The sequence below is a fragment of the Bradyrhizobium sp. AZCC 1721 genome (assembly GCF_036924715.1).
GTDB lineage: Bacteria > Pseudomonadota > Alphaproteobacteria > Rhizobiales > Xanthobacteraceae > Bradyrhizobium.
The window spans coordinates 703,218-721,963 of the sequence record NZ_JAZHSB010000001.1 but is presented as its reverse complement, the minus strand read 5'-3'; the positions used below and the strand labels follow the sequence as shown (position 1 = coordinate 721,963).

Here is an 18,746-nt window from a genome sequence, read left to right as displayed (position 1 = left end):
CAGAGCCTGTCATCGGGCCGCGCTTCGCGCGGACCCGGTGGCATCGCCCCGGAACGACGTGGAGGATCAACTGCTTACGCCCGGGCCCGCTCGTTGCGGACGCTCTGTAGTTCCACCGGGCGGTCGGGAATCGAGACGCGGAAGGTGGCACCAATGGTGCCTTCGACCAGGTGGATGTCGCCGCCATGGGCGCGGACCAACTCGGCGGCGATCGCCAGGCCCAGCCCGCTGCCGCCGGGGCGGCCGGAGGTCTGGAACGCCTCGAACAGGTGCTCGCGCGTCTTTGCCGGCACGCCCGGACCGGTGTCGGAAACCTCGATGATCGCGACCGAGCCTTCGCGGCGGCCGGTGATTCGGATCTGCAATGTCGCGGTGTCGCCCTTGGGGCGGCTGTCGAGCGCCTGCACCGCGTTACGCACCAGGTTAAGCAGCACGCGAAAGAGCTGGTCGGGATCGGCGTCGATCGAAAGCCCGCGCTCGATGGCGTTGATCCAGGTGATCGAGGCGTCGGCGGCAAGGCCGGCAGATTCGCGCACCTCGGTGACCACGGGTTCGACCTGGATCAAGCGGCGGTCGGGCTCGGCTTCCTGAGCCCGGCCATAGGACAGCGTCGATTGGCAGAAGTCGATGGCGCGCTCCAGCGAGCGCATCAGTTTCGGCGCAAAGCGCTGCACCCGCGGATCGGGCACACTGGCCAATTGATCCGACAGCAATTGCGAGGACGCCAGAAGATTGCGCAGATCATGGTTGATCTTCGACACCGCAAGCCCGAGCGCGGCAAGCCGGCTCTTCTGGGAGAGCATCGAGACGAGGTCGCGCTGCATGTCGGACAGTTCGCGCTCGACGACGCCGATCTCGTCGCTGCGCTGGCTCGGCACGATGATGCGCGCCGCGCTTTCGGGGTTTTCGTGGAAGCCGACGAGATTGGCAGTCAGCCGCCGCATCGGGCGGACAAACAGATAATGCAGCGCGAGGTAAACCAGCCCCGCGGCCAGCATCGCGATCCCCAGCGAGACCAGCAGCAGGTTGCTGGAAAAGCGGTACATCGCCAGCCGCAACGGCTTCTCGTCGACCACGACTTCGATGAATTGGGCGCCGCCGGGCGCGGGCCCCACCACGCGGATGGTCTGGTTGCCTCGCTCCAGCATGGTCTCAAAGGACTCGACGATAGCGGACCACACCGTGAGCGTCCGCATGTCGATGTCACGGTCGATCGCCGGCGGCAGGTCGGCGCTGGCGAGCAGCCGACGCTGCTGCCCCATCTTGATGGCGACCGCCCGCGCGCCGACGCTGGTCAGAATCTGCCGGGCCAGCGAATCCGGGACCATGCCGAGCGGCGCGGCGTCCAGCACCAAGGCGGCGGTATTGGCCGCGGCGAGGCGGTCGTTCAGCCGATTGGTCCAGAAATTCGCGATCGAAGGCACGTAGATCATCAGGAGCGCGATCATCACGAGCGGAATGGTGAGCAGCAGGAGCTTGCCGGACAGGCCGAGCCGCCGCGGGCCCGAAGGCCGCGGCGCTTGAAGAGTCGGCTGGTCGGTCGCTGACACGATTATCCGCCTTGATATCTCTGCTTTCGGAGCCCGCCGAACCCAGGTCGCGCGGCCCATATAAGTTCGCGTTCCCGTGATTCCGAGGATGCGTTTGGGCCACCGAACGGTCAAATTACCGATCGCTAATGTGCCGTGGTTCCAATGGTCCGGGCGCGTCGCCGTCCTGCCCCTGAAAACCCCACGAAAACAGATATATTCGCCCCAATTGCGACGTTTCAAAGAAGGGCTGATGCGGCAGCCCCCGACATTGACGAAAACAGGTCGCTCCCGTATAAGCCGCGCCAATTGTCCGCGATGGCCCGGTTTCAGCCGGGGGCGGCTCGCTTTGGGCCGTAAATGGCCCATTTCGGGCCGGCCCGCATCATCGGACGCATCTCAATCCAACAGGCAAATTGCCCGGTCAGCGGAGAACTACCCGTGAAGCGGACTTATCAACCCAGCAAACTGGTGCGCAAGCGCCGTCACGGCTTCCGCGCCCGTCTCGCCACCGCCGGCGGCCGCAAGGTTCTCGCCGCTCGCCGTGCGCGCGGCCGCAAGCGTCTGAGCGCCTGAGCCGGAACCTTTCCGGAGATTTCATTCATGGATCGGCTGAGGCAGCGGGCGGACTTTCTCGCCGTTGCCAATGGCACGCGGGCCAACAGCGCTGCCTTCGTGGTGCAGCGCCGAGCCCGCGACGATGACGGCCCGATCCGAATCGGCTTCACCGTTACCAAAAAGAACGGTACTGCTACCGAGCGCAATCGCATCCGGCGCAGGCTTCGCGAACTGGTGAAGCGGCTGGACGTCATATCGATGCGACCGCACCATGATTATGTGCTGGTAGGCCGTCGCGCCGCGCTCACCCGCGACTTCGCAACCATGCTCGACGATCTCCGCTCGGCGCTGCATCGCCTCGACCGGCAGCCGACCAAACATCCGAATTGAATGGCGAGACCTCAAAAACGATGACCGACAACCGCAACACCATCCTCGCCGTCATTCTGTCCGGCCTCGTGCTGATCGCCTGGCAGTATTTCTACAATATGCCGCAGATGGAGCGGCAGCGTGCGCAACAGCAGACCCAGGCCGAACTTAACAAGTCGCAGCCGCAGACGGCTCCCGGCTCCACCACGCCGCAACCGGGCGCGACGCCCTCCGCCGGCGCGCCTGCCGGCCAGCCGGCCCAGCCGGTCGTCAGCCGCGACACCGCGATTGCCGCCTCGCCCCGCATCAAGATCGAGACGCCGCGTATTTCCGGCAGCATCGCGCTGAAGGGCGCGCGCATCGACGATCTCGCATTGGAGAAATTCCGCGACACCGTCGATCCGAAGTCGCCGGCGATCGTGCTGTTCTCGCCCTCGGGGACGGCGCATCCCTATTACGCGGAATTCGGTTGGGTCGCCGCCTCCGGCTCAACCGCCAAGCTTCCCGATCGCGAGACGGTGTGGCAGCAGGAAGGCTCCGGCAGCCTGAGTCCCGAGAGGCCGGTCACGCTGAAATGGGACAATGGCGAAGGTCTCACCTTCCGCCGCACCATTGCAATCGACGACCGCTATCTCTTCACCATCAAGGACGACGTCACCAACGTCGGCAATGCGCCGGTCACGCTCTATCCGTTCGCCCTTATCTCCCGCCACGGCACGCCGGAGGTCTCGGGCTACTACATCCTGCATGAAGGCCTGATCGGCTATCTCGGCGACCAGCGCCTGCAGGAATACAGCTACTCGAAGATCGACGAAGTTAAGTCGGTCGCCTTCAACGTCACCAATGGCTGGCTCGGCATCACGGACAAATACTGGGCGTCGGCGCTGTTGCCGGACACCACCGCCAGGCTGCAGGCGCGCTTCTCCTCCAACCTGGCCGGCACCAAGCGCACCTACCAGACCGACTACCTGCTGGATCCGCAGACGATTGCGATCGGCGGCACTGGCAGCGCCAATGCGCGGCTGTTCGCCGGCGCCAAGGAGGCCAGCGTCGTCGGCATCAACTTCCCGTTTGCCGGCCATGGCGGCTACAACAAGCAGCTCGGGCTGAACCAATTCGATCTATTGATCGATTGGGGCTGGTTCTACTTCATCACCAAGCCAATGTTCCTGTTGCTCGACTATTTCTTCCATCTGGTCGGCAATTTCGGCCTCTCCATCCTGCTGGTGACGGTGCTGATCAAGCTGTTGTTCTTCCCGCTCGCCAACAAGTCCTACGCCTCGATGGCGAAGATGAAGTCGGTGCAGCCGCAACTGCAGGCGCTGAAGGAGCGCTATCCAGACGACCGCCAGAAGCAGCAGCAGGAGATGATGGAGATCTACCGCAAGGAGAAGATCAACCCGATCGCGGGCTGCCTTCCCATTGCGCTGCAGATTCCGGTGTTCTTCTCGCTCTACAAGGTGCTGTTCGTCACCATCGAAATGCGCCATGCGCCGTTCTACGGCTGGATAAGGGATCTCTCGGCGTCGGACCCGACCAACCTGTTCAATCTGTTCGGTCTGCTGCCTTTCGATCCGACGCACATTCCGGTGATCGGATTTTACCTCGCGCTCGGCGTCTGGCCGATCATCATGGGCATCACGATGTGGTTCCAGATGAAGCTGAACCCGACGCCGCCGGATCCGACCCAGAAGATGATCTTCGACTGGATGCCGCTGATCTTCACCTTCATGCTGGCCGGCTTCCCGGCGGGTCTCGTGATCTACTGGGCCTGGAACAACCTGCTCTCGGTGATCCAGCAGAGTTACATCATGCGAAAGAACGGCGTGAAGGTGGAGCTGTTCGACAATCTCAAGGCGACGTTCGCGCCGAAGAAGGCCGCCGAGAAGACGTGACGCGGCGGCGCCTTCGGCAGCCATACCGACATTCTCCAACCCGTCATGCCCGGCCTTGTGCCGGGCATCCACGTCTTTACGGTGCTGGTGACGGAAACGAACATGGATGGCCGGGATAAGCCCGGCCATGACGAAGGGCATGGGATCTTCGCATGAGCGCTGACATCGATGCGGAGCTGATCGAAGAGGGACGAAAACTCTTCGCCGGCGAATGGAAGTTCGTCTGGGCCTCGCCCTCGATCGAGACACTGCCGCCGATGGCGGGCGTGGAAGTGGCGTTTGCCGGCCGCTCCAATGTCGGCAAATCGAGTCTCATCAACGCGCTCACGGGGCGCAACGCGCTGGCGCGCACCTCGCATACGCCGGGCCGCACCCAGGAACTGATTTTCTTCGAAGGGCCTGACAAGGCCGGGCTGCGGCTGGTCGACATGCCCGGCTATGGCTATGCCTCGGCGCCGAAAACCAAGGTCGCCTCCTGGACCAAGCTGATTCATCAATTCCTGTTAGGACGCGCCACGCTCGCGCGGGTCTATGTGCTGATCGACGCGCGCCACGGCATCAAGGATGTCGACCAGGACGTGCTGAAGACGCTGGATAAATCCGCCGTGAGCTACCAGGTGGTGCTGACGAAAGCGGATCAGGTGAAGGCCGCCGAGCTTCAGACCAATATCACCGAGACAACGGCCGCGCTCGCCAAGCATCCGGCGGCGTTTCCGGATGTATTGGTGACCTCCTCGCGCACCAGTGCCGGCATGCCGGAATTGCGCGCGGCGATGGCGCGCCTGTTGAAGGAGCGCGGCTGATGAACCGCACCGGCCGCATCCTGATCGTGTTCGCTGCCATCATGGGCGCTGATGGTGTCATGCTGGCGGCAGCCTCCGCCCATGGCGCGGATGCGTCGCGGCTGGTGTCGGCGTCGTCAATGCTGTTGTTTCACGCCAGCGCGGTATTGGGCGGCGTCGCGTTGGCCGAGCGCGGGATCGTTCACGCGAAAATCGGGATCGCGGCCGCTTTCGGCCTTGTTCTCGCAGCGAGCCTGTTCGCCGGCGATTTGACGCTGCGGCACTATGCCGGGCATGGGCTGTTTACGATGGCCGCGCCGACTGGCGGGACACTGCTGATCGCGAGCTGGCTGGCGTTGGCGGTTTCGGCGGCCTGGCCGCGGCGGGAGTGACTCTTCCTTCTCCCACAAGGGGAGAAGGAAACAACCCACTTTGCGCCCTGCCCGCCAATCGGATAGAACCCGGCCCGACATCCGAAAATGGCGAGACCCGCTTCATGACATCAGCGCAAGATATCAGCCCGCTCGATCAGGCCCGCATCCTGTCGGAAGCGCTCCCGCATATGCAGCAATATGACGAGGAAACCATCGTCATCAAATATGGCGGCCACGCCATGGGCGCGGAGGAAACCGCCAAGGCGTTTGCGCGCGACATCGTGCTTCTGGAGCAGACCGCGATCAATCCGGTGGTGGTGCATGGCGGCGGGCCGCAGATCGCGACCATGCTCAAGCGGCTCGGTATCCAGTCGGAATTCGCCGCCGGGCTGCGCATCACCGATGCCGCCACGATTGAGATCGTCGAAATGGTGCTGGCGGGCTCGGTGAACAAGCAACTCGTCGGCTACATCAATGAAGCCGGCGGCAAGGCCGTCGGACTGTCCGGCAAGGACGGCAACATGGTGAAGGCGACCAAGACGTCGCGGACCATGGTCGATCCGGATTCCAACATCGAGAAAGCGATCGATCTCGGCTTTGTCGGCGATCCCGACAAGGTCGATCTCACGCTGCTGAACCAGTTGATCGGCTATGAACTGATCCCGGTGCTGGCGCCGCTGGCGACCTCGCATGACGGCCACACCCTCAACATCAACGCCGACACGTTTGCCGGCGCGGTGGCCGGCGCGCTCAAGGCCAAGCGACTATTGCTGTTGACCGACGTTCCCGGCGTGCTCGACAAGTCGAAGAAGCTGATTCCGGAATTATCGGTGAAGGACGCGCGAAAGCTGATCGCCGACGGCACGATTTCCGGCGGCATGATCCCGAAGGTCGAGACCTGCATCTACGCGCTGGAACAGGGCGTGCAGGGCGTCGTCATCATCGACGGCAAGATGCGGCACGCCGTGTTGCTCGAATTGTTCACCAATCAAGGCACCGGCACGCTGATCCACAAGTGATGAGCAAAGCGGCGACGCGCATACGGGCCGTCATGGCCAAGCATGACGAGCGGAGGGCATTGCGACGGCCGCGCTTTGCACGCTTCCTGATTTCGCTGCCGGCCGCAATGACCTCGCTGTTCGTTTCCGCGCTGCCCGCGTTTGCCGACTTAAAGCTCTGCAACCGCATGAGCTACGTCGTCGAGGCCGCGATCGGCATCGACGAGAAATCGGCGACTGCGACGCGCGGCTGGTTCCGGATCGATCCGGCCGCCTGCCGGGTGGTGCTGCAGGGCGCGCTGACCGCCGACCGCATCCTGTTGAACGCGCGTGCGCTGGGCGTCTACGGCGCCTCGCCGATCCCGCAGAACGGCAACGACACGCTGTGCATCGCGCCGGACAATTTCGTCATCGCCGCCGCCCGCCAGTGCCGCGGCAACCAGACGCCGGCGCCGTTCACCCAGATCACGCCGACGCGGACCGACGACGGCACCCTTGTCGCCTATCTGGCCGAAGATTCCGAGTATGACGACGAGCAGGCGCGGCTCGCCGGCATCCAGCGGCTCCTGGTGATCGCGGGCTATGACGCCGCGCCGATCGACGGCGTCGACGGACCGAAGACGCAAGGGGCCTTGAGCGCCTTTCTGAAGAGCCGCGGACTGGCGGCCGAAATCGTGCAGTCGCAAAACTTCTTCGCCACCATGATCGACGCCGTGCAAAAGCCCTCCTCCACAGGGCTGACCTGGTGCAACGACACGCCGCACAAGATCATGGCGGCGGTCGCCACCGACGACGGCAAGGCGGTGACCAGCCGCGGCTGGTACCGCATCGATCCCGGCAAGTGCCTGCATCCCGATGTGATCGGCCAGCCCAAACAGGTCTACAGTTTTGCCGAAGCCGTCGACGGCGAAAACCGCGCCATCAAGTATCGGGACAAGCCGTTGAACTGGGGCGGCCCGAAACAGCTCTGCACGCGCGAAAGCAAGTTCGAGATATCCGAACAGAGCGATTGCGGCACGCGCGGACTTGCCGCAATCGGCTTTGCGACGGTCGATATGAGTAGCGGCGGCAAGACGCTGCGATTTGCGATGCCGTGATGAAGCACGGCGCACGCTCTATCGTCGTCCCTGCGAACGCAGGGACCCATAACCACCGAACCGAGTTAGGCCTAGGATCCTACCCGCGACAAAAGGCAATGCGCACTGTGCTCACCAACAACCGCCGCGGCGTATGGGTCCCTGCGTTCGCACTAGTGGATGCACACATGTTGCAGTGCGATTCAGGCTTCATATGCAATTTTAGAATCGAAGATGCGAGCTCATCGAAATTTTGGAATCGAGGCTGGCGTTTTCGCGCAAGATCGGAATCCAGCGCTTCGGTGGGGTGGAGAGCGCGCGCAGCAAAACTACGTCGCAACACTTGAGAAGTGCAAAAACCCTTGGCTTTTCATGAGTATTTGCGGCGCAACAAGTGTGCATGCCCTAGTGCGTTCGCAGGGACGACGGGGAGATAGAGCAGTGTCAAAAATGAGATCCCCCCGCTCCTTCAGCCACATCGACACCTGGGTGTTCGATCTTGACAACACGCTGTACCCGCATCACGTCAATCTGTGGCAGCAGGTCGACGCACGGATCGGCGAGTTCATCAGCGCTTACTTGAAGATCTCCGCGGAAGAAGCCCGCGTGATCCAGAAGGACTATTACCGCCGTTACGGCACCAGCATGCGCGGCATGATGACCGAGCACGGCGTGCGCGCCGACGATTACCTCGCCTATGTGCACCAGATCGATCATTCGCCGCTGGAGCCGAACCCGACGATGGGGGCTGCGATCGCAAAGCTTCCGGGGCGCAAGCTGATCCTGACCAACGGCTCGACCGATCATGCCGGCGCGGTGTTGGAGCGGCTCGGTCTGGCTGCGCATTTCGAGGCGGTGTTCGATATCATCGCCGCCGAGCTGGAGCCGAAGCCGGCGCCGCAGACCTACGACAGGTTCCTGCGCGTCCACGGCGTCGATCCCCTGAGGTCGGCGATGTTCGAGGATCTCGCCCGCAACCTCGTGGTGCCGCACCAGCTCGGCATGACCACGGTGCTGGTGGTGCCTGACGGCGCCAAGGAAGTGGTGCGCGAGGACTGGGAGCTGGAAGGCCGCGATGCAGCTTACGTCGATCATGTCACGGATGATTTGACGGGGTTTTTGCAGAGGTTGAGCGGCAACGGATAACTCTTTCCGTCGTCCCTGCGAACGCAGGGACCCATACGCGGCGGCCGCGCTGATTAAGGTCGGTGGTTGACGCCATGCTCAATTCACCACGGCCTGTGGTTATGGGTCCCTAGGTTCACAAACGAAGTGCAACACTTCCAACGGGAGGTGTTGCCATGGGGCAGAGTTACGAGCAGCTTTCCCTTGAAGATCGATGCGAGATTGCCCGGCTTTCTGCCGCCGGCAATTCGCTTCGGCAAATCGCGACAGCTTTGGATCGCTCGCCATCAACGATCTCTCGGGAGCTGAACCGCAATCGGGGTTCCCAGGTCGGATACAAGCCGAGCTATGCCCAGCAACAGGCGCGAGCGCGGCGCTGGACGGGCTCTCGCCTGGAACGGGAGCCCGACCTGCGCCGCGCTCGGATGGAACGGCTCGCCCACGGCTTGTCTCCCGAACAGGTCGCCGGCCGGCTGGCGCGCGAGCATGGGCGCAAGGTGATCTCCTACGAGAGCATCTATCGCTTCATCTACGCGCAGCTCAAGCGCAGCAACGACTGCCGCTGGCGGCGCTATCTGCCGCGCGGCAAGAGCAAGCGCGGCCATCGCTGCAGGAAAGCCAGCCCCGCAAGCTTCATTGAAGGCCGTGTTTCCCTGGCCAATCGACCTCTCGAGGCTGCCGATCGCAAGACCGCTGGTCATTGGGAGGCCGACCTGATGATGTTCTCAAAATACGGTCAGGCCATCCTCACCGTGCATGAGCGAACCTCTCGCCTGTTGCTGGCCGTGCGCCTCGCCAGCAAGGCCGCCCACGGCGTCGCACGCCATCTCGTTCGCTTGTTCGCTGCCCTGCCGGATACGCTGCGCCAGACCGTCACCTTCGACAACGGCACCGAATTCGCCGGCCACCTGGCACTGCACGATCTGGCGATCGAGACCTTCTTCTGCGATCCCTACGCCCCTTGGCAAAAGGGCGGCATCGAGAACGCCATCGGACGAATGCGCCGCTTCATCCCACGCAAAACCGATCTGGCAGCCCTCTCAACCGCCCGCTTCCGCCAGTCCATCGCTACCTACAACAACACCCCACGCAAATGCCTTGACTTCAGGACCCCCGCCGAGTCCTTTGCCAAAGCGTTGCACTTCGAGTGTGAATCCACCTCCCTGCGTTCGCAGGGACGACATCGTGCCTTGACTCTCACCCTCCAAATCCCGAAAAAGCCCACCGACTTTGCCCAATCCCCCGAGGAATCCCGATGTCCCTGTCCGCGCTCGAATCCACCGTCAATTCCGCCTTCGATGCCCGCGACGGCATTTCGACGGCGACCAAGGGCGAGGTTCGCGAGGCCGTCGATCACGCACTCGAGCTGCTCGACAAAGGCGAGGCGCGGGTGGCCGAGCGTGAGGCCTCGGGCAAGTGGAAGGTCAATCAGTGGCTGAAGAAGGCGGTGCTGCTGTCGTTCCGCCTCAACGACATGGGCCAGATTCCCGGCGGCCCCGGCAAGGCGTCGTGGTGGGACAAGGTGCCGTCGAAATTCGAGGGCTGGGGCGAGAACCGTTTTCGCGATGCCGGTTTCCGCGCCGTGCCCGGCGCGATCGTGCGCCGCTCGGCGTTCATCGCCCGCAACGTCGTGCTGATGCCCTCCTTCGTCAATCTCGGCGCCTATGTCGATGAGGCGACCATGATCGACACCTGGTCGACGGTTGGTTCCTGCGCGCAGATCGGCAAGCGCGTGCATATTTCCGGCGGCGTCGGCATCGGCGGCGTGCTGGAGCCGCTGCAGGCCGAACCTGTGATCGTCGAGGACGACTGCTTCATCGGCGCGCGCTCGGAAGTCGCCGAAGGCGTGATCGTGCGCAAGGGCGCGGTGCTGGCAATGGGCGTGTTCCTCGGCGCCTCCACCAAGATCGTCGACCGCGAGACCGGCGAAACCTTCATCGGCGAAGTGCCGGAATATTCGGTCGTGGTTCCCGGCGCCCTGCCCGGCAAACCGCTGAAGAACGGCCAGCCCGGCCCATCGACGGCCTGCGCCGTGATCGTCAAGCGCGTCGACGAGCGCACCCGCGCCAAGACCAGCATCAACGAATTGCTGCGGGATTAGGGCTCGAACCTAAAATCCCTCCGATGCGACCAATCTCCGGGCCGCGGGCTTTGCCGCCGCCCGGGGTTTCGCATGGACTGGGTCTGGTTCCTTTTCCGCTTCGACGGCCGCATCAACCGCGCCAAAATGTGGCTCGCGATGCTGGTCCTGTTGGGCTTGATGATGTCTTTGGGGACGGTAATCGTTGCGATCCACAGCCTGTTCGGCGGCCCCGGTATCCTTCCATTTCGGCGCTACGGACCTCTTCAAGCTGGTCGATCCCGACGCATATCGGTCCCTGACATTGGCCGACCTCCCCCGGCTCTTGATCAAGCTGGTCAGCACGTCGCTGCTCATGTGGGTCTATTTCGCGACCTCCATCAAGCGGCTGCATGATCGCGATAAGAGCGGATGGTGGATGGCGCCGTTCTTCGTTCTGCCCGGCCTCTACAATCAGTTTGCAGACCGGCTTCCCGATTCCTACGCCGACCTGCCGCTAGCCGTTGCCGCGTCCGTCCTCTGCGTGTGGGGCTTCGTCGAAATGTACTGCCTGAAGGGCTCGCGAAACACCAACCGGTTCGGCGCCAACCCGCTGACGCCGCCTCCGCCGCGCGATGCGCGGCCGCGCTGGGATCAGCAAAGCGAGATCGAAATGGCGCCGCACAAGGCTGGCCCGCCGCCGGTTTGGCGTGTTAAGCCGGGGTATGAATGACGCCGTCTCCATCACCCGCGATCTCGTCCGCTGCCCTTCTGTCACCCCTGCCGACGCCGGTGCGCTCGGCGTGCTCGAACGTCTGCTGAAGGGCGCCGGCTTCGAGGTGCATCGCGTCACCTTCGGCGAGCCAGGCACCGCCGATATCGACAACCTCTACGCTCGGATCGGCGACAGCGCGCCGCACATCACCTTTGCCGGCCATACCGACGTGGTGCCACCCGGCGACGAGGCCGCGTGGACGCTTGGCGCGTTCTCGGGCGAGGTCAAGGACGGCTATCTCTATGGCCGCGGCGCGGTCGACATGAAGGGCGGCATCGCCTGCAGCGTCGCAGCCGTGCTGCAATATCTTGCCGACAACGGCGGCAAGCCCCAAAAAGATGGCCGGGGTTCGATCTCATTTTTGATCACGGGTGACGAAGAGGACATTTCGGTCAACGGCACCATCAAGCTGTTGAAGTGGTGCGCCGAGCGCGGCGAAAAATTCGATCATTGCGTGCTCGGCGAACCTTCCAACGTCGAGGTGATGGGTGATTGCATCAAGATCGGCCGCCGCGGCTCGCAGTCCGGCACGCTCTACGTCGACGGCGTGCAGGGCCATGTCGCCTATCCGCACCGCGCGTCGAACCCGGTGCCTGATATTTCACGGCTGATCGCAGCGCTCTCCGACGAGCCGCTCGACCATGGCAGCGCGCAGTTTCAGGCGTCAAACCTCGAGTTCACTTCCGTCGATGTCGGCAATACTGCTGGTAACGTCATCCCCGGACAGGCGCGTGCAAAATTCAACATCCGCTACAACGACAACCACACGCAGGAAAGCTTGCGCGCGCTGGTCGAGGAGCGGCTGGCAAAGGCCTGCGGCAACCGCATCCGCGCCCGCATCGTGTGGGAATATTCCAACTCCAACGTGTTCGTGACGAAGCCGGGCGCGTTCACCGATCTCGCAGTAAGCGCGATCGAGGAAATCACCGGACGCAAGCCGGAGCTCTCGACTTCCGGCGGCACCTCGGACGCGCGTTTCATTTCGAGCTACTGCCCGGTGATCGAATTCGGCCTCGTCGGCCAGACCATGCACCAGATCAACGAACGCACGCCGGTGTCGGATCTGGAGAAGCTGACGAAGATCTATCGCGGGGTGTTGGAAAGGTATTTTGCCTAGTGCACCGCCGCCACCATCCGCACAGAACCGTAGGATGGGTGGAGCGCAGCGATACCCATCATCTCGCCGCGAACATGATGGGTATCGCTTCGCTCCACCCATCCTACATCGTCAGCGTCAGCTAATACTCCACCCGCACCAGATACAGCCCCTCCGGAGGCGCCACCGGGCCGCAGGCGGCGCGGTTGCGGGCGGCGAGCGCCGCGGCGAGGTCGTCGGCGCTCCAGCGGCCTTCGCCGACCCAGACCAGTGAGCCCACCATCGAGCGGACCTGGCTGTGCAGGAACGAGCGCGCGGAAGTGAGGATCGAAACCTGATCGCCTTCCCTGATCACGTCGAGCTGGTCGAGCGTCTTCTCCGGCGATTTTGCCTGGCACTCGGTGTCGCGAAACGTCGTGAAATCGTGCTTGCCGAGCAGCCTCTTGGCTGCGGCGTCCATCGCATCCGTATCGAGATGCCGCGGCACCCGCCAGCTCCGCTTGATATCGAGCGCCAGATTAGCGCGGTGGTTGGTGATCCGGTAGCGGTAGTGGCGTCTCTTGGCCGAGAAACGTGCCTCGAAATCATCGGCCACGATCTCCGCCGAGAGCACACCGATCGGATGCGGGCGCAAATGCGCGTTCAGCCCATCGCGCAGCCGGCCCGGCGGAAACGGCTTTTGGATATCGCAATGCGCGACCTGCGCCAGCGCATGAACCCCGGCATCGGTACGGCCCGAGCCATGGACGCGCACGTCCTCGCCGCAGATCGCCTTCACCGCGGTTTCCAGCGCGCCCTGCACGGTCGGCGCGTTATCCTGGATCTGCCAGCCGGAGAACGGCGTGCCGTCGTATTCGATGATGAGTTTGTAGCGGGGCATCTCAATCCAGTAGGGCCGTCGTCATCCGCCAACCGGTCCGGCCTTTGGCCGGCCGGATGACAGGCTCCGGCGGATGATCCAGTACGCTGCGGCTCCTCGGTTCAATCTCGAAGGCCGCGGCGTACTGGATACCCCGCCTTCGCGGGGTATGACAGCGTTAAGAAAACCGCGCACCAGCCTTCAGCGGCGTACCGCGCAGGAAATCCGCGGCCTTCATCCGCGCCTTGCCTTCGCGTTGCAGTTCCAGAATGCGGATCGCGCCGTCACCACAGGCGATCGTCAAACCATCGTCGAGCACCTCGCCGGGCGCACCTGAACCTTTCGCCAACTCACAGCGCAGAATCTTGATCCGCGCCGGCTCGCCGTCGGCAGCCAACTCGCACCAGGCGCCCGGAAACGGCGACAGTCCGTGAATATGCCGCAGCACCTCGCGTGCCGGTCGCTTCCAGTCGATCCGCGCCTCGGCCTTGTCGATCTTGGCGGCGTAGGTCACGCCGTCTTCGCTCTGTTTCTTGAGCTGCAACCCGCCGCGCTCGAGCCCGCCCATGGCGCGCACCATCAGGTCGGCCCCGAGCGGCGCCAGCGCGTCGTTCAGGTCGGCCGCCGTCATTAAGTCCGTGATCGCGAGCCGCTCGGCCATGGCGACGTCGCCGGTGTCGAGGCCAACATCCATCTTCATCACCATCACGCCTGTCTCGGCATCACCTTCCATGATGGCGCGATTGATCGGGGCGGCACCGCGCCAGCGCGGCAGCAGCGAAGCGTGCAGGTTGAAGCAGCCGTAGCGCGGCGCGTCGAGGATGGCCTGCGGCAGGATCATGCCGTAGGCGACGACGACGGCGGCGTCGGCATTGTGCGCGCGGAATTCGGCAAGCGCTTCCGGCGTCTTCAGCGTCCCCGGCGTCATTACGGGAATCCCAAGCCGCCGCGCTTCCTGCTCGACCGGGGTCGACTGCAGTTTCATGCCGCGCCCTGCCGGCTTTGGCGCACGGGTATAGACCGCCACAACCTCATGGCCGTGGGCCACGAGTTCGAGCAGCGTCGGCACTGCGAAATCGGGCGTGCCCATGAAGATCAGGCGGAGTGGCATGAAGTGAAAAATCCCGGGACGGCGTTAGTTTATTCCGTCATGGCCGGGCATAGTAGTCTGCTTTGCGCAGACTACGTACACTTGTCTGCGCCCCCGGCCATCCACGTCTTTAGTGCGGCACAAAAAGGACGTGGATACCCCGGGTCAAGCCCGGGCATGACGGCTGATGGATCACGGCGGAAAAACGCCTACCCCGCCGCGCGCTTGGCGGCTTTCATAAACTTCTTCATCACGCGGTCGCGCTTCAGCTTCGACAGATAGTCCACGAACAGCACGCCGTTGAGGTGGTCGATCTCATGCTGGATGCAGGTGGCGAACAGGCCATCGGCGTCCTCCTCATGCACCTTGCCGTCGAGATCGGTGTAGCGGATGCGAACCCGCGCCGGGCGTTCGACCTCCTCGTAATATTCGGGGATCGAAAGGCAGCCCTCCTCGTAGACCGACATTTCCTCGGACGAGGAGATGATTTCCGGGTTGATGAACACCCGCGGCTTCGGCTTGGTCTCGCCGTTCTCGTCCTTCTTGGCGAGATCCATGGTGATCAACCGCAAAGGTTGCGCGACCTGGATCGCGGCCAGACCGATGCCGGGCGCGTCGTACATGGTTTCGAACATGTCGTCGGCGAGCTTGCGGATCTCCGTCGTCACCTTTTCGACAGGTTTGGAGACGAGCCGCAACTGCTTGTCCGGCAGGATGATGATTTCTCTGATGGCCATGATTTTTCTCTGGCGCGGGATTTAAGCCGCTGACCTGCCGGGGTCAATCCGCCGCAGCGGCCGTTAAGGCGGCCTTAACCATGATTTTTAAGCCGGCGTTAACCACGAAAATTGATCCATCATTTACCATAAATGTTCCCCCTTCGTTCGCTTCAAGCGGCGAATCGGGCTACAAGGCTGACATGAACGAAATTCTCTTCATCGTCGGCGACCTGCCGATTCACGTGGGCGAGGCGCTGGCGGGCTTCGGCGCGCTCGCATTGGTGCTGCTGCTGACGATTGCCATCGTCATCGCCCGCTCCGCCCGCCGCGGCGCGGAACTGGCAATGGCGCAGGCGATCCGCGCCGACGAGCTGGAAGAGCGGCTGAGCGAGATGCTGCGGGCGCAGAGCGAATCGACGGGGCGGGTCGACGCCATGGCGCAGGCGCTGGCCGGCCGCCAGGCCGAGATGGCGCGCGCGGTCAACGAGCGGCTGGATTCGGTGACGCATCGCGTCGGCCAATCGATGGAAGCGACCACGCGCCACACCATGGATAGCCTGCGCGTGCTGCACGAGCGGCTCGGCATCATCGACAACGCGCACAAGAACCTCACCGACCTGACGTCTCAAGTGACCACGCTCCGCGACGTCCTCGCCAACAAGCAGTCGCGCGGCGCCTTCGGCCAGGCGCGGATGGAAGCAATCGTGCAGGACGGCATGCCGCAGGGCTCGTATGAGTTCCAATACACGCTCTCGTCCGGCAAGCGGCCGGATTGCGTGGTGTTCCTGCCGGATCAGCGCCCGCTCTGCATCGACGCCAAATTTCCGCTGGAGGCAATGACCGCGCTGCACGACGCGCGCAGCGACGAGGAGCGAAAATTCGCCACGCAGCGCCTGCGCAACGACGTGATGAAACATGTCAATGACATCGCCGAGAAGTACCTGATCGCCGGCGAGACCCAGGATACCGCGCTGATGTTCGTGCCGTCGGAATCGGTCTATGCCGAAATCCACGACGGCTTTGACGACGTGATCCAAAAAGCCTACCGCGCCCGCGTCGTGCTGGTGTCGCCCTCGCTATTGATGCTGGCGATCCAGGTGATGCAACAGATCCTGAAAGACGCGCGCATGCGCGATGCCGCCGACCAGATCCGCACCGAAGTGCTCAACCTCGGCGACGATCTGGGCCGCTTGCGCGACCGCGTGCTGAAGCTGCAAAAGCATTTTGGCGACGTGAACGAGGACGTCCGCCAGATCCTGATCTCCGCCGACAAAATCGAAAAGCGCGCCGGGCGGATCGAGGAACTCGATTTCAGCAAGGCCGATGCGCCGGTGGAAGTGCCGCGCTTCGTCAAGAGCAGCACCCCCGAGCTGTTCCCCGCCCCGCGCAAGCTGCAGGCGGGGGAGTAGGGCCGCATATTAGACTGTCATCGCCCGGGCGATGACAGTGTTGCAAAATCTGCTAACACCCCTGCATGACAGCACCAGAAGCCACCTCCGCGCCCGAGAAAGCCCCCGCGCCAACCTGGCGCGAGGCCTGGGCCGTGTACCTCCAGCCGCGCGTGCTGATCGTCCTGCTGCTCGGCTTTTCGTCCGGGTTGCCGCTGGCGCTATCTGGATCGACGCTCCTGGTGTGGATGCGCGAAGCCGGCGTCGATCTCGGCACCATCGGACTGTTCGCGCTGGTCGGTACGCCCTACACGCTGAAATTTGCCTGGGCGCCGCTGGTCGATGCGCTGCATGTGCCAATCTTCACGCGCGCGTTCGGCCGCAGGCGCGGCTGGCTGGTGTTCTCGCAACTGCTCCTGATCGGCGCGATTATGCTGCTGGCGCTGACCGACCCGGCGCGCTCGCCGCTGTTCGTGGCGCTCGGCGCACTTCTGGTCGCGACCATGTCCTCGACGCAGGACATCGTGGTCGACGCATTCCGCGTCGAGAGCCTGCCCGAAAGCGAACAGGCCGCCGGGATGGCCTCCTACGTCGCGGCCTACCGGATCGGCATGCTGGTTTCGACCGCCGGCGTGCTGTTCCTCGTAAGCGCGTTCGAGGACACCGGCATCGGGCGTAGCTCGGCGTGGATGTGGGGCTATGTGACCATGGCCGCGCTGGTGCTGATCGGCACCGTCACGGCGCTGGCCGCTACCGAGCCCGAACAATCGGTGCGCGCGGAGGCCAAGACCCACGACGAGGCTGCATTCTCGCGCGTTATGCATGCCGCCATCGGGGCGTTCTCTGAATTTCTGTCGCGCAAGCATGCCTTGACGGCGCTGGCCTTCGTGGTGCTGTTCAAACTCACCGACGCGTTTTCCGGCACCATGACCGCGCCGTTCGTGATCGACCTCGGCTTCACCCGCAACGACTACGCCGCGATCGTGAAGGGCGTCGGTCTCGCCGCGACGCTGATCGGCGGCTTTGCCGGCGGCTATGTGGCGCGGCGATATTCGCTGGTCGCAAGCCTCTGGATCGGCGGCGTGCTGCAGGCGATCTCCAACCTGGTGTTTGCGTGGCTCGCCTTTGTCGGCACCAACCAATGGGCACTGGCGGCCGCCATTTCGGCGGAAAACTTCACCGGCGCGATCGGCACCGTGATCTTCGTCGCCTATCTCTCAGCGCTATGCCGGAACCCGTTGCACACGGCGACCCAATACGCGCTGCTCACCGCACTGGCCGCCGTCGGGCGCACCTATCTATCCTCCGGCGCCGGCTATGTGGCGGAGGCGACGGGCTGGCCGCTGTTCTTCGTGATCTCGGTTGCGGTCGCGGTGCCGAGCCTGATCCTGCTGACGTGGCTGCAGCGGCGCGGGCATTTTGAAGCGGTGGGACCGGTGAAGGTTTAATCTCTCCGTCGTCCTGGCCAAGCGAAGCGCGCGCCGGGACCCATAACCACGAATCTTGCTTGTTGAAATGCGCTGGAGCTCCAGCGCGATCTAACCACGAGCACCTGTGGTTATGGGTCCCTGCGTTCGCAGGGACGACGAAGATAGATGCAAGACGCGTCGATCTAATGCTTGGTCACCACGCTCCACTTGGTGATCACGGCTTCGCTGATCTGCCCGGCATCCTGCGCGCAGGCGACTTCGTCGACCTTCACGGAAATTTCCTTGCCGATGAAATTCTTCAGTTGCGCGGTCTGGGCCTCGCTGCTGGTGACGAGCTGGAACGTCTCGGGCCCGGTTTCGAGATTGCAGAGCCCGTTCGGCGGCGGCAGCCGGCGCGGCTCGCTGGTGATCTGGTAGGTCGCGGCGCGCTTCTTGCCGCCCTTCATGGCGTTGAGTTCGCCGGACAGCACGTCGCCGGCCTTGATCGGCTTGCCGGGCTTCGGTGCGGGCTCGACCTGCTGCGCCCATGCGGAAGGCGCGATCAAAGTCGCCGCCATGATGACCGCAAAACAATAGCGTTTGCCGAATCGAGGTTTCGTCATGTCGATCAGTTCCGTTGGTGAT

Annotated in this window: 18 protein-coding genes and 1 pseudogene; 14 read left to right on the top strand and 5 right to left on the bottom strand. The window is 63.6% G+C overall.

What is annotated here, in order from left to right; genetic code table 11:
- Positions 1-74: 74 nt before the first annotated feature.
- A complete protein-coding gene (locus tag V1273_RS03435; protein ID WP_334366257.1) occupies positions 75-1,550 on the bottom strand; it encodes a HAMP domain-containing sensor histidine kinase in 1,476 nt (491 codons plus the stop codon).
- Positions 1,551-1,970: 420 nt separating this feature from the next.
- Between V1273_RS03435 and rpmH the strand changes: the two genes are divergently transcribed.
- The 12 genes and pseudogenes from rpmH to dapE all read left to right on the top strand — a co-directional run bounded on the left by rpmH (position 1,971) and on the right by dapE (position 12,657).
- Positions 1,971-2,105 carry a 50S ribosomal protein L34 gene (rpmH, locus tag V1273_RS03430; RefSeq protein ID WP_008542748.1) on the top strand — a complete coding sequence of 45 codons (135 nt, stop codon included), beginning with the start codon at positions 1,971-1,973 and terminating at the stop codon, positions 2,103-2,105.
- Positions 2,106-2,132: 27 nt separating this feature from the next.
- The gene (gene rnpA, locus V1273_RS03425; RefSeq protein WP_334366256.1) at positions 2,133-2,477 is read left to right on the top strand and encodes a ribonuclease P protein component; all 345 of its coding nucleotides are present in this window, start codon (positions 2,133-2,135) and stop codon (positions 2,475-2,477) included.
- Between the two features lie 20 nt (positions 2,478-2,497).
- A complete protein-coding gene (gene yidC, locus V1273_RS03420; RefSeq protein WP_334366255.1) occupies positions 2,498-4,351 on the top strand; it encodes a membrane protein insertase YidC in 1,854 nt (617 codons plus the stop codon).
- Between the two features lie 152 nt (positions 4,352-4,503).
- A complete protein-coding gene (gene yihA / locus V1273_RS03415; protein WP_334408717.1) occupies positions 4,504-5,154 on the top strand; it encodes a ribosome biogenesis GTP-binding protein YihA/YsxC in 651 nt (216 codons plus the stop codon).
- Positions 5,154-5,525, top strand: a complete 372-nt coding sequence (locus tag V1273_RS03410; RefSeq protein ID WP_334408716.1) for a DUF423 domain-containing protein — start codon at positions 5,154-5,156, stop codon at positions 5,523-5,525. Before yihA ends, V1273_RS03410 begins: the two co-directional genes overlap by 1 nt.
- A gap of 104 nt (positions 5,526-5,629) precedes the next feature.
- The gene (gene argB / locus V1273_RS03405) at positions 5,630-6,526 is read left to right on the top strand and encodes an acetylglutamate kinase (RefSeq protein WP_028347942.1); all 897 of its coding nucleotides are present in this window, start codon (positions 5,630-5,632) and stop codon (positions 6,524-6,526) included.
- 32 nt (positions 6,527-6,558) lie between these two features.
- Positions 6,559-7,602 carry a DUF1036 domain-containing protein gene (locus V1273_RS03400; protein WP_334366252.1) on the top strand — a complete coding sequence of 348 codons (1,044 nt, stop codon included), beginning with the start codon at positions 6,559-6,561 and terminating at the stop codon, positions 7,600-7,602.
- A gap of 429 nt (positions 7,603-8,031) precedes the next feature.
- Positions 8,032-8,727 (top strand): pyrimidine 5'-nucleotidase, encoded by a 696-nt coding sequence (locus tag V1273_RS03395; RefSeq protein ID WP_334383951.1) that lies wholly within the window; start codon positions 8,032-8,034, stop codon positions 8,725-8,727.
- Positions 8,728-8,882: 155 nt separating this feature from the next.
- Positions 8,883-9,866, top strand: a pseudogene (locus tag V1273_RS03390) (IS30 family transposase); the annotation flags it as partial.
- A 95-nt stretch (positions 9,867-9,961) separates the two neighbouring features.
- The gene (gene dapD, locus V1273_RS03385; protein WP_057846067.1) at positions 9,962-10,807 is read left to right on the top strand and encodes a 2,3,4,5-tetrahydropyridine-2,6-dicarboxylate N-succinyltransferase; all 846 of its coding nucleotides are present in this window, start codon (positions 9,962-9,964) and stop codon (positions 10,805-10,807) included.
- A 184-nt stretch (positions 10,808-10,991) separates the two neighbouring features.
- Entirely contained in the window at positions 10,992-11,498 is a 507-nt protein-coding gene (locus V1273_RS03380) for a DUF805 domain-containing protein (protein WP_334383952.1), read from the top strand.
- Positions 11,491-12,657 carry a succinyl-diaminopimelate desuccinylase gene (dapE, locus tag V1273_RS03375; protein WP_334383953.1) on the top strand — a complete coding sequence of 389 codons (1,167 nt, stop codon included), beginning with the start codon at positions 11,491-11,493 and terminating at the stop codon, positions 12,655-12,657. Before V1273_RS03380 ends, dapE begins: the two co-directional genes overlap by 8 nt.
- Positions 12,658-12,778: 121 nt before the next feature.
- Here the strand turns inward: dapE and truA are convergent, their stop codons facing one another.
- From truA to def, 3 genes are all read right to left on the bottom strand, one after another.
- Complete coding sequence (gene truA / locus V1273_RS03370; RefSeq protein WP_334383954.1) at positions 12,779-13,516, bottom strand: tRNA pseudouridine(38-40) synthase TruA; 738 nt, start codon at positions 13,514-13,516, stop codon at positions 12,779-12,781.
- A 157-nt stretch (positions 13,517-13,673) separates the two neighbouring features.
- On the bottom strand, positions 13,674-14,606 hold the full coding sequence (gene fmt / locus V1273_RS03365) for a methionyl-tRNA formyltransferase (RefSeq protein WP_334383955.1): 933 nt from the start codon (positions 14,604-14,606) through the stop codon (positions 13,674-13,676).
- Positions 14,607-14,794: 188 nt separating this feature from the next.
- Positions 14,795-15,322, bottom strand: a complete 528-nt coding sequence (def, locus tag V1273_RS03360) for a peptide deformylase (RefSeq protein WP_334383956.1) — start codon at positions 15,320-15,322, stop codon at positions 14,795-14,797.
- 182 nt (positions 15,323-15,504) lie between these two features.
- On the opposite strand from def, the gene V1273_RS03355 reads away from it, so the two are divergent.
- Positions 15,505-16,713, top strand: a complete 1,209-nt coding sequence (locus tag V1273_RS03355) for a DNA recombination protein RmuC (protein WP_334408714.1) — start codon at positions 15,505-15,507, stop codon at positions 16,711-16,713.
- A gap of 65 nt (positions 16,714-16,778) precedes the next feature.
- On the top strand, positions 16,779-18,140 hold the full coding sequence (locus tag V1273_RS03350; protein ID WP_334408713.1) for an AmpG family muropeptide MFS transporter: 1,362 nt from the start codon (positions 16,779-16,781) through the stop codon (positions 18,138-18,140).
- Between the two features lie 164 nt (positions 18,141-18,304).
- On the opposite strand, the gene V1273_RS03345 is transcribed toward V1273_RS03350, so the two are convergent.
- Positions 18,305-18,724 carry a hypothetical protein gene (locus tag V1273_RS03345; protein WP_334408711.1) on the bottom strand — a complete coding sequence of 140 codons (420 nt, stop codon included), beginning with the start codon at positions 18,722-18,724 and terminating at the stop codon, positions 18,305-18,307.
- Positions 18,725-18,746: the final 22 nt, after the last annotated feature.

Excerpts from the sequence above, each read along its gene's own strand:
- V1273_RS03410 (WP_334408716.1), top strand. The coding sequence starts at position 5,154 with ATGAACCGCACCGGCCGCATCCTGATCGTGTTCGCTGCCATCATGGGC.
- fmt (WP_334383955.1), bottom strand. The coding sequence starts at position 14,606 with ATGCCACTCCGCCTGATCTTCATGGGCACGCCCGATTTCGCAGTGCCG.
- yihA (WP_334408717.1), top strand. The coding sequence starts at position 4,504 with ATGAGCGCTGACATCGATGCGGAGCTGATCGAAGAGGGACGAAAACTC.
- rnpA (WP_334366256.1), top strand. The coding sequence starts at position 2,133 with ATGGATCGGCTGAGGCAGCGGGCGGACTTTCTCGCCGTTGCCAATGGC.
- V1273_RS03400 (WP_334366252.1), top strand. The coding sequence starts at position 6,559 with ATGGCCAAGCATGACGAGCGGAGGGCATTGCGACGGCCGCGCTTTGCA.
- dapD (WP_057846067.1), top strand. The coding sequence starts at position 9,962 with ATGTCCCTGTCCGCGCTCGAATCCACCGTCAATTCCGCCTTCGATGCC.
- V1273_RS03345 (WP_334408711.1), bottom strand. The coding sequence starts at position 18,724 with ATGACGAAACCTCGATTCGGCAAACGCTATTGTTTTGCGGTCATCATG.
- V1273_RS03355 (WP_334408714.1), top strand. The coding sequence starts at position 15,505 with ATGAACGAAATTCTCTTCATCGTCGGCGACCTGCCGATTCACGTGGGC.
- dapE (WP_334383953.1), top strand. The coding sequence starts at position 11,491 with ATGAATGACGCCGTCTCCATCACCCGCGATCTCGTCCGCTGCCCTTCT.
- V1273_RS03350 (WP_334408713.1), top strand. The coding sequence starts at position 16,779 with ATGACAGCACCAGAAGCCACCTCCGCGCCCGAGAAAGCCCCCGCGCCA.
- truA (WP_334383954.1), bottom strand. The coding sequence starts at position 13,516 with ATGCCCCGCTACAAACTCATCATCGAATACGACGGCACGCCGTTCTCC.
- argB (WP_028347942.1), top strand. The coding sequence starts at position 5,630 with ATGACATCAGCGCAAGATATCAGCCCGCTCGATCAGGCCCGCATCCTG.
- yidC (WP_334366255.1), top strand. The coding sequence starts at position 2,498 with ATGACCGACAACCGCAACACCATCCTCGCCGTCATTCTGTCCGGCCTC.
- V1273_RS03395 (WP_334383951.1), top strand. The coding sequence starts at position 8,032 with ATGAGATCCCCCCGCTCCTTCAGCCACATCGACACCTGGGTGTTCGAT.
- def (WP_334383956.1), bottom strand. The coding sequence starts at position 15,322 with ATGGCCATCAGAGAAATCATCATCCTGCCGGACAAGCAGTTGCGGCTC.